We start from the raw sequence: 11994 nt of genomic DNA, 5'->3' as shown, positions 1-11994 counted from the left end.
GGCGGGCATGGCGCTACAATGGTCACTCACGCGAAACGTACCCAACGAAAGGAACCATGTGAAGGTCATCATCTATACCGACGGCTCGGCCCGATCAAATCCGGGACGCGGCGGCTACGGCGCCGTGCTCAAATACACCAACCCCGCCGGCAAGACCTTCACCTCTGAGCTTTCGCGCGGCTACGCCAAGACCACCAACAACCGCATGGAGCTCATGGCCGTTATCGTGGCACTCGAGGCGCTCAACCGCCCCTGCGACGTCGAAGTCCATTCCGATTCGCAGTACGTCGTTAACGCCTTCAACAAGCACTGGATTGACGGATGGAAAAAACGCGGCTGGAAGACCGCCAACAAGCAGCCCGTCAAGAACCGCGATCTGTGGGAGCGCCTACTCACCGCAAAGAGCAAGCACAAGGTTGAGTTCATCTGGATTAAGGGTCACGCCGGCCATGAGCTCAACGAGCGCTGCGACGAGCTCGCCACCACGGCGGCCGACGGCAGCAACCTCGATATCGACACCGGCTTTAACGAGAGCGACCTGTAACGGCGTTTTCGTACGCTATTTCCTGCCCCTTCGCGCTACACTCATCCTGTAAACCGAACGGCACGAGGGGGATACATGCTGCGTATAGCGACCATCGGCACATCCATGATTACCGACGACTTTATCCAGGTCGTCAACGCCAACGACCAAGCCGCGTTTGTGGGCACGCTCTCGCGCGATGCCAATCGCGGTGCTGCCTTTACCGCCGAGCGCGGTGGCGAGCGAAACTTTACTTCACTCGATGAGCTCGCGGCAGCCGCCGACGTCGACGCCGTCTATATCGGCAGCCCCAACGCACTTCACTACGAGCAGGCCCTTGCCTGCATCGCCGGTGGCAAGCACGTCATCGTCGAGAAGCCCTTCTGCGCCACCGAGGCGCAAGCGCTGGAAGTCTTCCGCGCTGCCGAGGCAGCAGGTGTCGTGGCCCTCGAGGCCATGCGTCCCCTCCACGATCCCGCCTTCCACGCCATCGAGGACGCCCTGGGTGAGATCGCCCCCATCCGCCGCGCCTCATTGCGCTTTGGAAAATATTCCTCGCGCTACAACGAGATTCTCGCGGGACGCGCCACCAATATCTTCGACTGCAATATGGCCTCGGGTTCCCTCATGGATATTGGCGTCTACACCGTCGAGCCCATGGTCGAGATTTTCGGCATGCCCTCCGGCCTTACGAGCATGACCACCCTGCTCGATCCCACCACGCGACAGCTCACGCACGGCCCCATCGACGGCTGCGGTTCCATCCTCGCCAGCTACGGCGGTGGCCGTATCTCCGTCGAGCTCGCGCACTCCAAAATTACGAATGACCTGCTGCCCTCGCAGATCGAAGGCGAGCGTGGCACTATCCAGATCGACCATCTGTCCACGCCCCGCAACGTCCGCATCGACTATCGCGGCGACGTCGTACGCGGCTCGGCGACCGAGGCGCCGCGCGAACAGGGCGACAACGGCCGCGTGCTCGACCTGCCCAAATCGAGCAACACTGTGGAATACGAACTCACAGACTTCATCACCGCCATCGGCGGCATCGATAACGTCAAGGAAGAGATTTGGGAGACCCCGGCGGGACGCCACGAGCTTGGCCACTACCGCGATGTCACGCTCGTCTCACTACGCATCATGGATGCCGTGCGCCAGCAGGCCGGCATTACCTTCCCGGCCGACGCAGGCAAGCAGGCATAGCGATGGGCCTCTTCGATACGTTCTTCTCCAGCGTCACCGGCGGCAGTCGAGAGCCTCAAAAACCATCAAACGTCGAGCTCGAGCTGCGCCGCAGGCTTACTGTGCTCGCAAGCGACGAGGCCACTCAAGACACTCCCCTGCGCTATTTCCTGCGCTGGGAGGGGCAAGTCCAAGGCGTTGGTTTTCGCTTTACCAACACCAACCTCGCGCAGGCACGCGCACTCACCGGCTGGGTGCGTAACATGGAAGACGGCTCAGTCGAGATGGAGATACAGGGAGCTCCGGCAAATATCCTATCTCATCTCGAGGCGCTTCATGCCTCCTACGAGCGCATGGGAACGCGTTTTCGCCTCATAGACGCTCAGGCCCGAGCCCCACTTGCCAATGAAGACGGTTTCAGTCCTCATTATTAGTATTGTGTGCTAAATACGGTATCATTTACCTACGACCGTTGATAGAAAAGAGGCGAGGCGCATGGCGGTGCAAAGAAGGAATACCAGGCAGCGAAAGCTGGTTCTTGACGCCGTGCGCCAAAGCTATAACCATCCCACCGCCGACGAAATCTACAACGCCGTGCGCGCGCAGGATGACAAAATCAGCCGCGGTACGGTCTACCGCAATCTCAATCTCTTGGCCGACGCCGGCGAGATCCTCTCCATCAAGACGCCGGGCGGCAGCCGCTTCGATCGCACGATCGAGCCGCATGCGCATATCATCTGCACCTCGTGCAGCCGCGTCATCGACGTACCGCTCCCCTTCGATGCCCAGCTCGACGCCAAAGCGTCCGAGCAAATCGGCTGGCACGTCACGTCGCACTACACCATCTTCGAGGGTCTCTGCCCCGACTGCCGGTAGATGTTCGGGACATGCCTTAAAATCCACCTTTCCGCGCTTTGCAGCAAACAGTACATTTCTAGGCATGTCCCGAAAACCTACTCGGCGAGCAGGCGGTGCAGTTCTTCTTCGACCGTGTGCACGTAACGGACGCGATCGTTGATACCGCGCATGGTGGGGTTGCAGCTCTCCATCAGATAGGGATGGCCCACGACGTTGAGCATGTCGCGATCGTTCTCATTGTCGCCAAATGCCATCATCTCATCGGGCGAAATCCCCAGGACACGACCGTAATCGACAAGCGCGGAGCCCTTGCCCGAACCGAAACCGATAAGGTCCGTCCATGCGGTTCCTGACGTCATCACATCGACACGGTCGCCAAAGAGGCGCTCGAAATACTCCCGGGCCGCCGGATAATCCACCTCGGGCGTCTGGAAGCCAATCTTAATGACATCCTCGTCGATGTCCTCGGGACGGTCGACCACCGCCACATCGCAGTGGACCACATAGCGCAAATGGTCGACGAACGCATCGTTGCCGCTCATGGTGTAGATGTGCCCCTCACACGAAAGGGTCATGTCGGTATGGGGATACGCAACCACGGTATTCGCGATAACCATAGCAAGGCTACGCTCCATGGAACGCTTGACGACGGCACGCCCCTCGCTCATCACCAAGGTTCCGTTTTCGCATACATAGGCGAGCTCATCGGCCACCGGGGCAAACAGGTAGCGCAAGCTCGCATATTGACGGCCACTCGCCGGCATAAACACGATACCACGACGATGCAGCTCATCGATAAGCTCAAAGGCCTCGGAACGCAGCTCGCGCTCCCCCGGATGCAGCAACGTGCCGTCCAAATCGCATGCAATCAGTTTGATTCCCTCAAGACCCATATGCTTCCCCCAAAGCCTCATATCAACAGCAAGACGGACCTTGATCGGTCGCCCCTCAAAGCCCGTCTTGCGCATACGCGCGCTTAGCCGCGCGCCTTTTTTACGATGGTAAAGTCGGGAGCCATGCTCACGACGACCTCCGCCGCACTCGACGCAAAGCGCCGGTCCGCATCGAGTTCACGGGTAACCAGCGAGAGCCGAACACCCTCGACACCCCGGAGCATGCGGCCCAAAACAGGCTGCACCGGCGTATACATGCGCATAGTATGCTCGTCCGAGTCGCCCCGGAAGAGCGGCGCATGCATGTTGCCGATCTCCCAGCACGAATGCGCGAGCGCAATCGGGTCCATGCGGTCAACTTCGACCAAATAAACCTCGGCGCTGCGCAAGCGCACGACAACCGCCACGGGCACCATGCCCGAACGGTCAATGGCGAGCACGTCGCCGTCGGCAAGACGACCGCCGTCGGCAGTATCCAGCCGAACATCGACCGTGCGCCCCAGCTCCGTCACGCCCACAAACGCGTATACATCAGCCTGGTCCCAATCGAGCAGCAGATCGTCAACTTCAAAGACGCCGCCCAACTTCCGGCGAAGCAGGAGTTCATAGGACGGATCGTTGAGATTTCCCAAGCATGTCGTCGAAACCAAGCGTTCAGGCATACTCTAACCCTCGACCTCGACGAGCTCGATATCAAAGTTGAGGTCCTTACCGGCCAGCTCGTGGTTGGCGTCGAGCGTCACGGCCTCGGGCGTTACATCGATGACCACGGCGGGGACGGGCATACCGCTCGGCGTGGACAAGAAGAGCTTCATGCCCTTCTCAATCTGCTCGATGTTGGGAACCTGTTCGGCCGGGAAGGTCAGAACCATCTCGGGATTGTGCTCGCCGTAGGCATCGGCAGCAGGAATGTGCACGGTCTTCTTCTCACCCACCTGCATGTCGACAACAGCGGCGTCGAAGCCCTTGATCATCTGGCCGGCGCCGCAGGTGAACTCCAGCGGCTCACCGCGATCGTAGGAGCTATCGAACTGCGTGCCGTCGTCGAGCGTGCCGCGATAATGAGTCTTGACCTTCTTGCCCTGGTTGGACATGGAAACCTCCGTGATAAGGGCGGCGCACAACACGGGCCGCCATGAACATATGGCGCTAACTATACCCTAGTCATACAATTTGAAGACAGTTTGCAAAGAAACGCTGCAACCGGAGGAACCATGGCATATCCCGTATTTGACCTACACTGCGACACCGCCGACCGAATCGGCTGGGCCACGCTCGATCTCGACCTGCGCTTTACCGCCGGCACCGACGGTTATTTCCCCGGCGACGAAACGCATCCGCAAGATTTCGACCTCATCGAGGGTAACGCCTGTGCCATCTCGCTCGCAAAGATCGGCAACACGCCGTGGGCACAGTGCTTCGCCACGTTTGTCCCCGACGAGATTCCCACCGCCCACGCCGCGCGCTTCCAGGCGCAGATCATGGCGCATATGAGCGGCCAGGCAATGCTCAACCACGACCGTATGGTCAACGTGCGCAGCGCCGCAGACATTCGCCCCGCGCTCAAGGACGGCAAGGTCGCTTGCATCCACACCATCGAAAACGCCACGTTCTTTGCCGAGGACCCCGCGCTGATCGAAGTGCTCAAGAGCTTGGGCGTGCTTATGTCGTCACTCAGCTGGAATGCGCAGGGGCCGCTCGCGAGCGGCCACGACACCCACGCCGGCCTCACCGGCGCCGGCATCGAGGCACTTACGCAGATGGAGCACGCCGGCATGGTACTCGACGTCTCCCACCTCAACGATGAGTGCTTTGACGAGGTTGTCGCCCACGCCACGCGTCCCTTCGTCGCCAGCCACTCCAACTCCCGTGCGGTTTGCGGCGTCAAACGCAACCTTACCGACGACCAGTTCCGCACCATTCGCGACATGGGCGGTATCGTCGGCCTCAACTACTGCAGCGAGTTCCTTTCCAACGACGCAACCGACAAGACCGCCGCAGACGTCACCTTCGACCAGCTAGCGGCACATATCGAGCACTGGCTCGACCTGGGCGGCGAGGACGTCATCGCACTCGGCGGCGACTGGGACGGTGCCACGGTGCCCGCTTTCCTCTCCGATGCCAGCAAGATGCCCGAGTTCCAGAACATGCTTTCCAAGCATTTTGGCAAGACCGTGATGCAAAAGCTCTGCAGCGACAACGCGCTTGCCTTCTTTGAGCGTTATTAATTTCACATCCCTTGAGCAGGTCGGCATGCCGAACGGTTGACATGCCGGCCCGCCCCCAATCTGAAGGACCGCTTTTGACGCAGCAGTTTACGATTTCCGTATCCCGACCGGATGGGACGCCCATCCCCGTCGTCGTTACCAAAAAGCGCGTCAAGAACTTCAACCTACGCGTCACATCGAGCGGTGAGGTCCACGCCAGCGCACCGCTCGGCGCCAGTCGCGAGCGCATCGAAGCGTTTGTGAAGCGCAACAGCGCCTGGATTATCAGCCGGCTTGCCCAGCGCGAGCAACGTCAGGCGACGGCACGAGAGCCGCTCAGCCCCTCGTCCATCATTGCGCTTTGGGGCAAGCCCATCACGGTACAGGACGCACTCGATCACAACTTTGCATCACCCGCACCGCGGCCCAAGCAGGCCACCTTCGCAAGTTTTATGGGTGCCGACGAGCCAGACGAACGTCAGCAGGCCAAGTGGAATGCGACCCTCGACGGCTTAACGCCCAGTGAGATCCAAGCCCATATTGACCAGCTCTATACGTCCGAAGTCACATCGGCGCTGCGTGATATGGTGCACGCATACGAAATCGCAATGGGTGTCGCCGTTTCCCGCGTTTCCGTGCGCAGCATGAAAACGCGCTGGGGATCATGCACGCCCAAAACCGGCGCCATTCGCATCGCACGAGAACTTGCCGCCTACCCCGTCGAGTGCCTTGACATGGTTGTCGCCCACGAGCTCGTCCACCTGCTCGAGCCGAGCCACAATCATCGGTTTCACGCGCTGCTCGACACGTACTGCCCCAACAACAGGGCTCTGTCGCAGCGGCTCAAGCAGCCACCCATAGAGACGTATTAGAACCGGTTAGCGCACACGCTCGATCTCGACGCCACAGCTTGCCAAGGGCAGGCCAACAGGCGCCCACGGCTTATCGAGCTTGATGCGCACACCAAGCAGCGAGGGATAACGGCGCAGCAGCATCTGGGCCGTACCTTCAGCTGCCGCCTCGATGAGCTTAAACGTATGCTCGCGCAGATAGCCATCGACATCGTGGCACACCGAGCCGTAGTCAATCGAGGCGTCCAAGTTATCGTGCTCTCCCGCTGCACGCAGGTCAGCATAGAGTACCAAGGACACGATGAATTTCTGGCCCAGCGCGTTCTCTTCGGGATACACGCCGTGGTTAGCAAAAACCTCAAGACCTTCAACGGTGATGCGGTCGGCATGGCGCAGATCGTCATAGTTCACGTGGGGCACCGCCGTTGCGGTGGATATTTCGCCCCTTCCACGGCGGGCGAGCTCGGCGCCTTCAGTCTTGGTTGCATTCTCGGGCAGTTTCTTGTTGCTCATCGCGATCGTCTCCTTCGTTTAGAACCCCGACCGCGTAAACTAACTACACGCGAATCGACAGGTTCTTTTTATCATCGCTCCAGTTGCAAGCATTGCGCGCGGGGCATGCAATGCAGGCGCGCGACGCTTTGTCGGCTGCATAGAGCAGGCGCTCGAGCGGTTGGCTGTTCACGCGCAGCTTTCGATGGCCCAGAATGGCCGTCTTAATGGCTGCGGCATCGGCCGGCTCAAACGCTACGTCATCGGGCATACCGCCGAGAATCGCATCAGCGACGCGTTCGCTTGCAACATCATGGGATATACCCGATTCATACTGTTCATCTTTGCCGATATCGTGAAGAAGTGCCGTGGCGTAGATGACCTCGCGGTCAAATTCGAGCTGTTCCTCGAGATTCTTGATCCACATAATGCGAGCGACATCCAGCAGGTGGTCAATACCGTGGCGGCAGAAGATGCGCCCCGATTCCAACTGTGCAATGTTGCCCAGGTGCCGCCGGAACAGACCGTTGGCACAGATGTAATCAATGCGAGGCATGGCATCAAAGGGGGCCAGGCCCGAAGCCATGAAGCCGCGACGCGGCGTCCCCCCATCGGTCTTCGATGTAAAGTCATTGACGACCCTCATGCTAACGGCCCAGCATCCTAAAGAACCGCTCCTCGAGCGACGGATCGGTCTCAAAGACGCCGCGGCGAGCGAGCGTCACGGTCTTGGTGCCAGGCTTTTGCACGCCGCGCATGGTCATGCACATATGCTCAGCCTCCATGAGCACAATCGCTCCCTGGGGAGCGAGATACTCCATGAGGGCATCGGCAACCTGTGCGCACAGCTGCTCCTGCAGCTGCAGACGACGGGCGTAGACCTCAACCGTGCGGGCAAGCTTAGAGAGCCCTGCGACACGGCCGTTGGGGATATAACCAATGGCGGCCTTGCCATAAAACGGCAGCAGATGATGTTCGCACAGCGAGTAGAACGTGATGTCGCGCTCGATAACCAAATCGTTCGAAGCGACGGCAAAGGTTTTGGACAGGTGCTCCTCGGCACTCTGGTCCATACCGCCGGCGATCTCACCATACATACGGGCAACGCGCGCCGGGGTCTCCAGCAGGCCCTCACGAGTTGGGTCCTCGCCTATGCCCTCAAGCAACAGCTTAATGGCGGCCTCGACTTTTTCCTGATCGATCATCTGGGCCTCACTTTTCCGATTTTGCGTTCGCGCTATGGTACCACGCCCTTTGGCATCGGCCACAAGCTACATAGTATGGGTCGAATAGACTGGATCGTCCCGCCAAAGTTCAACCGCATCACAAAGCGCAACACCCTCGCGCTCGGCACGGGCACGCGTGGCGTTCATGTCAATCACGCGTTGATTGCTCGAGCCCCTAAAGCGCAACGAGATATCGTACAGATCCTGAACGAACGGGCCGTCCACCAACATGTCGAGGCAGGCCAGGATACGGTCCGTCACCTCGGTATGATGACGGCCACCCGGCATAAGCTCCTCGAGCACGTCGCCGGTAAAGCACCAAATGGTCTTGCCCGACCCCGCGGGATAGGCCGCACGCACGCGTTCGATAAAGTCAACAAGCCCCACCTGATTCTCGGGCTCCATAGGCTCGCCGCCCAGAATCGTCAGTCCATCAATAAAGGGATGGTCGAGACTCTCGATAATCTTGTCCTCGACGGCACGGTCGAACGGCTCACCCGCAGCAAAGTCCCACGCGACAGAGTTAAAGCAGTTCTTGCACCCACGACGGCACCCGCTCACAAACAGAGAAGTACGAACGCCTTCCCCATCAGCAATGTCGAAATACTTAATGTTCGCGTAGTTCATAGGTAACTCTCCCGGCCTCATGCAAAGGGTAACTCAATGAACGAAGCGAACATCGAGTATAGGGTTCGAGATCTAATAAAAACTGGGTTGCGGCTCAACCGCCATCGCAAGTAAATCGCAGCTGCAGCTCGAATTATCTCCGCTAAGAACTTCGAGGAGTGAGCAGACCGCATGCCGCATCTCAGCTACGTCAACTTGGCCGCCCCGTAGCGAGGCCCCGGACCTTTGCTCGATATGAGTTCCGCACGAACAGGAGGCGCCAGTGGCGCCTCCGTCGTGAGCCAGGACTGTCCGAAATAGCGAGTAAAGGTCCGGGGCCTCGCTACGGGGCGGCCTGGGATGGTTATTAGAGATGCAGCACGCGGTCGCGGATCTCCTCGGTTCGGCCCTGGTTCCAGAATTGAGTACCGATGTAGCCGCACGTACGACGGGCGACATTCATCTTCTCCTGATCGCGGTTGCCGCAGTTGGGGCACTCCCACACCAGCTTGCCGTCATCCTCGACAATCTTGATCTCACCGTCGTAGCCGCACACCTGGCAGTAGTCGCTCTTGGTGTTGAGCTCGGCGTACATGATGTTGTCGTAGATGTACTGCATCACGCGAATGACAGCCTTGAGGTTGTCCTGCATGTTGGGAACCTCGACGTAGGAGATGGCACCGCCCGGCGAAAGCTGCTGGAACATACCCTCGAACTTGAGCTTGTCGAATGCGTCGATCTCCTCGGACACGTGGACGTGGTAGCTGTTGGTGATGTAGCCCTTGTCCGTCACGCCCGGGATGATGCCAAAACGACGCTGCAGGCACTTGGCGAACTTGTAGGTCGTCGACTCAAGCGGGGTACCGTACAGCGAGAAGTCAATATCGCTTTCGGCCTTCCACTCGGCGCACTTGTCGTTCATGCGCTGCATGACGGCCATGGCAAACGGCGTGCCCTCCTTCTCGGTGTGGCTGTGGCCCGTCATGTACTTGACGCACTCATACAGGCCGGCATAGCCCAGGCTGATGGTGGAGTATCCGCCCACGAGCAGCTTATCGATTGTCTCGCCCTTCTTCAGACGAGCGAGGGCGCCGTACTGCCACAGAATCGGTGCGGCGTCAGAAAGCGTACCCATCAGGCGCTCATGACGGCACAGCAGGGCACGGTGGCACAGCTCAAGGCGCTCATCGAAGATCTTCCAGAACTTATCCATGTCCTGATGCGAGCTCAGCGCGACATCGGGCAGGTTGATGGTCACAACGCCCTGGTTAAAGCGACCGTAGTACTTGGGCTTGTTCGGGTCATAGTTCAGCGCGTTGGCCACGTTGTTAAATCCGTTACCGGAGCGGTCGGGCGTCAGGAAGCTGCGGCAACCCATGCAGGTATAGCAGTCGCCGTTGCCCGCGGTCTCGCCCTTCGACAGCTTGAGCTCGCGCATCTTCTTCTCGGAGATGTAGTCGGGCACCATGCGCTTGGCGGTGCACTTAGCAGCCAGCTGGGTCAGGTAGAAGTACGGGGAATTCTCGTGAACGTTATCGTCCTCGAGCACGTAGATGAGCTTGGGGAACGCCGGGGTAATCCACACGCCGGCTTCGTTCTTAACGCCCTCATAGCGCTGACGAAGCGTCTCCTCCACAATCATGGCAAGGTCGTGCTTCTCCTGGGGCGTACGGGCCTCATTGAGATACATAAAGACCGTCACGAACGGCGCCTGGCCATTCGTGGTCATAAGGGTCACGACCTGATACTGAATCGTCTGAACGCCGCGACGGATCTCGTCACGCAGGCGGTCCTCAACAACCTCGCGGACCTTTTCGGGAGATGCGGAAACGCCAAGCTCCTCGAGCTCGCGGGCGACCTCGCCGCGAATCTTTTGACGGCTCACCTCGACGAACGGGGCAAGATGGGTCAGCGAAATCGACTGGCCACCGTACTGGGAGGAAGCAACCTGAGCGATGATCTGCGTCGCGATGTTGCAGGCAGTCGAGAAGCTGTGCGGCTTCTCGATCAGCGTGCCCGAAATAACAGTACCGTTCTGGAGCATATCCTCCAGGTTCACCAGGTCGCAGTTATGCATGTGCTGGGCAAAGTAGTCCGAATCATGGAAGTGAATCAGACCCTCATTGTGAGCATCCACAATCTCCTGGGGCAGCAGCACACGCTGGGTCAGGTCCTTGGAGATCTCGCCGGCCATGTAGTCACGCTGAACGGAATTGACGGTCGGGTTCTTGTTGGAGTTCTCCTGCTTAACCTCTTCGTTGTTGCACTCGATCAGCGACAGGATCTTGTCATCGGTCGTGTTCTTCTGGCGCTTCAGGCTCTGAACATAGCGATAGATGATGTAGTGGCGGGCAACCTCGTAGCAGTCGAGACGCATGATCTCGTCCTCGACCAAATCCTGAATCTCCTCGACCGAAACAGTGTGGCCCGCGTTCTCGCATGCCTCGGCGACGTTTTGTGCCGCGTAAACCACCTGGCGGTCGGTAAGACGAGAGCTCTCCTCGACCTCCAAGTTTGCGGCACGGATGGCATTGACGATCTTATCGATGTCAAAGACAACCTCGGTGCCGCTGCGCTTGATGATCTTCATCCTCTTGCCTCTTTCGCGTCGTAGTCTCATTGCGCTTCAGAGCCAAACGATGCCCGGCAGGGCGTGCCCCTGTCTTGCGGCGCCGTCGCGCAATCTGTGTTCTCGATAACCATAGTCCCTCATGCGGACAATCCTCGCAGCCAATCAAGGGGCTCAAAGATCTATCCAAATGGGGCGAATAAGGTTCTCGTTCTCTGTCCGCCATCTATCATACGACAAAGAGGCATCTATATCCTGTATTCTTTTTTTAGGTCAAACACAACATATAGTGTTTCAGCAGGTCAAAGCAATTAGTCATTTTGCAGACGCATTAAAAATGAGGGGTTCTTGGGAAGTCGGTAAAACGTTACCAACACGGCTACCTGCATGGCAGTTATAAAACCCCCTTAGTCAAGCCGCTGACAAATCCTACCAAAACCAAGCCGCTCACGCCAAAAGAATCCAAAAGATTATGCTTGACCAACATGTTGCGGTCACGGTCGGCCAGGACGTATGCAATCTGCCGGCACCTCTACGGGGACCTTGGATCAATATTTGGTGGCATATTTGACGGCGTGCTTGGTAGC

The 11994-nt window shown here is 58.8% G+C and carries 14 protein-coding genes; 6 read left to right on the top strand and 8 right to left on the bottom strand.

Translation table 11 applies throughout. The features are described from left to right. The first annotated feature begins 7 nt into the window (after positions 1 to 7). The 4 genes from rnhA to PGW49_RS08285 all read left to right on the top strand — a co-directional run bounded on the left by rnhA (position 8) and on the right by PGW49_RS08285 (position 2581). Complete coding sequence (gene rnhA / locus PGW49_RS08300) at positions 8 to 544, top strand: ribonuclease HI (RefSeq protein WP_270226225.1); 537 nt, start codon at positions 8 to 10, stop codon at positions 542 to 544. A 75-nt stretch (positions 545 to 619) separates the two neighbouring features. Then, complete coding sequence (locus PGW49_RS08295) at positions 620 to 1726, top strand: Gfo/Idh/MocA family protein (RefSeq protein ID WP_270226224.1); 1107 nt, start codon at positions 620 to 622, stop codon at positions 1724 to 1726. A gap of 2 nt (positions 1727 to 1728) precedes the next feature. Beyond that, positions 1729 to 2139 carry an acylphosphatase gene (locus tag PGW49_RS08290; protein ID WP_161115753.1) on the top strand — a complete coding sequence of 137 codons (411 nt, stop codon included), beginning with the start codon at positions 1729 to 1731 and terminating at the stop codon, positions 2137 to 2139. A 61-nt stretch (positions 2140 to 2200) separates the two neighbouring features. Then, on the top strand, positions 2201 to 2581 hold the full coding sequence (locus PGW49_RS08285; RefSeq protein ID WP_192919574.1) for a Fur family transcriptional regulator: 381 nt from the start codon (positions 2201 to 2203) through the stop codon (positions 2579 to 2581). Positions 2582 to 2658: 77 nt separating this feature from the next. Here the strand turns inward: PGW49_RS08285 and PGW49_RS08280 are convergent, their stop codons facing one another. The 3 genes from PGW49_RS08280 to PGW49_RS08270 form a co-directional block, all read right to left on the bottom strand. Beyond that, positions 2659 to 3456, bottom strand: coding sequence for an HAD-IIB family hydrolase (locus PGW49_RS08280; RefSeq protein ID WP_161115752.1), 798 nt, complete (start codon positions 3454 to 3456; stop codon positions 2659 to 2661). Positions 3457 to 3539: 83 nt separating this feature from the next. Beyond that, positions 3540 to 4118, bottom strand: coding sequence for an urease accessory protein UreE (locus PGW49_RS08275; protein WP_270226223.1), 579 nt, complete (start codon positions 4116 to 4118; stop codon positions 3540 to 3542). Between the two features lie 3 nt (positions 4119 to 4121). Further along, complete coding sequence (locus PGW49_RS08270) at positions 4122 to 4550, bottom strand: FKBP-type peptidyl-prolyl cis-trans isomerase (protein ID WP_035138874.1); 429 nt, start codon at positions 4548 to 4550, stop codon at positions 4122 to 4124. Between the two features lie 120 nt (positions 4551 to 4670). On the opposite strand from PGW49_RS08270, the gene PGW49_RS08265 reads away from it, so the two are divergent. Next, positions 4671 to 5684, top strand: a complete 1014-nt coding sequence (locus tag PGW49_RS08265) for a dipeptidase (RefSeq protein WP_035138875.1) — start codon at positions 4671 to 4673, stop codon at positions 5682 to 5684. Positions 5685 to 5758: 74 nt separating this feature from the next. Further along, on the top strand, positions 5759 to 6535 hold the full coding sequence (locus PGW49_RS08260; protein WP_252200077.1) for a M48 family metallopeptidase: 777 nt from the start codon (positions 5759 to 5761) through the stop codon (positions 6533 to 6535). A 6-nt stretch (positions 6536 to 6541) separates the two neighbouring features. Here PGW49_RS08260 and folB read toward each other — a convergent pair whose 3' ends face one another. The 5 genes from folB to nrdD all read right to left on the bottom strand — a co-directional run bounded on the left by folB (position 6542) and on the right by nrdD (position 11428). Continuing rightward, positions 6542 to 7027: a dihydroneopterin aldolase gene (folB, locus tag PGW49_RS08255; protein WP_161115749.1), complete on the bottom strand. Its 486-nt coding sequence runs from the start codon at positions 7025 to 7027 to the stop codon at positions 6542 to 6544. A 43-nt stretch (positions 7028 to 7070) separates the two neighbouring features. Continuing rightward, on the bottom strand, positions 7071 to 7652 hold the full coding sequence (locus PGW49_RS08250) for an HD domain-containing protein (RefSeq protein ID WP_270226222.1): 582 nt from the start codon (positions 7650 to 7652) through the stop codon (positions 7071 to 7073). Between the two features lies 1 nt (position 7653). After that, the gene (folE, locus tag PGW49_RS08245; RefSeq protein ID WP_195544129.1) at positions 7654 to 8211 is read right to left on the bottom strand and encodes a GTP cyclohydrolase I FolE; all 558 of its coding nucleotides are present in this window, start codon (positions 8209 to 8211) and stop codon (positions 7654 to 7656) included. Positions 8212 to 8277: 66 nt separating this feature from the next. Further along, positions 8278 to 8859: an anaerobic ribonucleoside-triphosphate reductase activating protein gene (gene nrdG / locus PGW49_RS08240; protein ID WP_270226221.1), complete on the bottom strand. Its 582-nt coding sequence runs from the start codon at positions 8857 to 8859 to the stop codon at positions 8278 to 8280. Between the two features lie 346 nt (positions 8860 to 9205). Beyond that, positions 9206 to 11428 (bottom strand): anaerobic ribonucleoside-triphosphate reductase, encoded by a 2223-nt coding sequence (nrdD, locus tag PGW49_RS08235; protein WP_022094397.1) that lies wholly within the window; start codon positions 11426 to 11428, stop codon positions 9206 to 9208. Positions 11429 to 11994: the final 566 nt, after the last annotated feature.

Origin of the sequence: Collinsella aerofaciens (assembly GCF_027679495.1) — a bacterium.
Classification (GTDB): domain Bacteria; phylum Actinomycetota; class Coriobacteriia; order Coriobacteriales; family Coriobacteriaceae; genus Collinsella; species Collinsella aerofaciens_AK.
Note: the sequence above shows the minus strand (reverse complement) of the source record. Positions and strands in the feature narration are given on the sequence as shown.

Excerpts from the sequence above, each read along its gene's own strand:
- PGW49_RS08265 (WP_035138875.1), top strand. The coding sequence starts at position 4,671 with ATGGCATATCCCGTATTTGACCTACACTGCGACACCGCCGACCGAATC.
- folB (WP_161115749.1), bottom strand. The coding sequence starts at position 7,027 with ATGAGCAACAAGAAACTGCCCGAGAATGCAACCAAGACTGAAGGCGCC.
- PGW49_RS08285 (WP_192919574.1), top strand. The coding sequence starts at position 2,201 with ATGGCGGTGCAAAGAAGGAATACCAGGCAGCGAAAGCTGGTTCTTGAC.
- PGW49_RS08280 (WP_161115752.1), bottom strand. The coding sequence starts at position 3,456 with ATGGGTCTTGAGGGAATCAAACTGATTGCATGCGATTTGGACGGCACG.
- nrdD (WP_022094397.1), bottom strand. The coding sequence starts at position 11,428 with ATGAAGATCATCAAGCGCAGCGGCACCGAGGTTGTCTTTGACATCGAT.
- rnhA (WP_270226225.1), top strand. The coding sequence starts at position 8 with ATGGCGCTACAATGGTCACTCACGCGAAACGTACCCAACGAAAGGAAC.
- folE (WP_195544129.1), bottom strand. The coding sequence starts at position 8,211 with ATGATCGATCAGGAAAAAGTCGAGGCCGCCATTAAGCTGTTGCTTGAG.
- PGW49_RS08275 (WP_270226223.1), bottom strand. The coding sequence starts at position 4,118 with ATGCCTGAACGCTTGGTTTCGACGACATGCTTGGGAAATCTCAACGAT.
- PGW49_RS08250 (WP_270226222.1), bottom strand. The coding sequence starts at position 7,652 with ATGAGGGTCGTCAATGACTTTACATCGAAGACCGATGGGGGGACGCCG.
- PGW49_RS08295 (WP_270226224.1), top strand. The coding sequence starts at position 620 with ATGCTGCGTATAGCGACCATCGGCACATCCATGATTACCGACGACTTT.
- nrdG (WP_270226221.1), bottom strand. The coding sequence starts at position 8,859 with ATGAACTACGCGAACATTAAGTATTTCGACATTGCTGATGGGGAAGGC.
- PGW49_RS08270 (WP_035138874.1), bottom strand. The coding sequence starts at position 4,550 with ATGTCCAACCAGGGCAAGAAGGTCAAGACTCATTATCGCGGCACGCTC.
- PGW49_RS08290 (WP_161115753.1), top strand. The coding sequence starts at position 1,729 with ATGGGCCTCTTCGATACGTTCTTCTCCAGCGTCACCGGCGGCAGTCGA.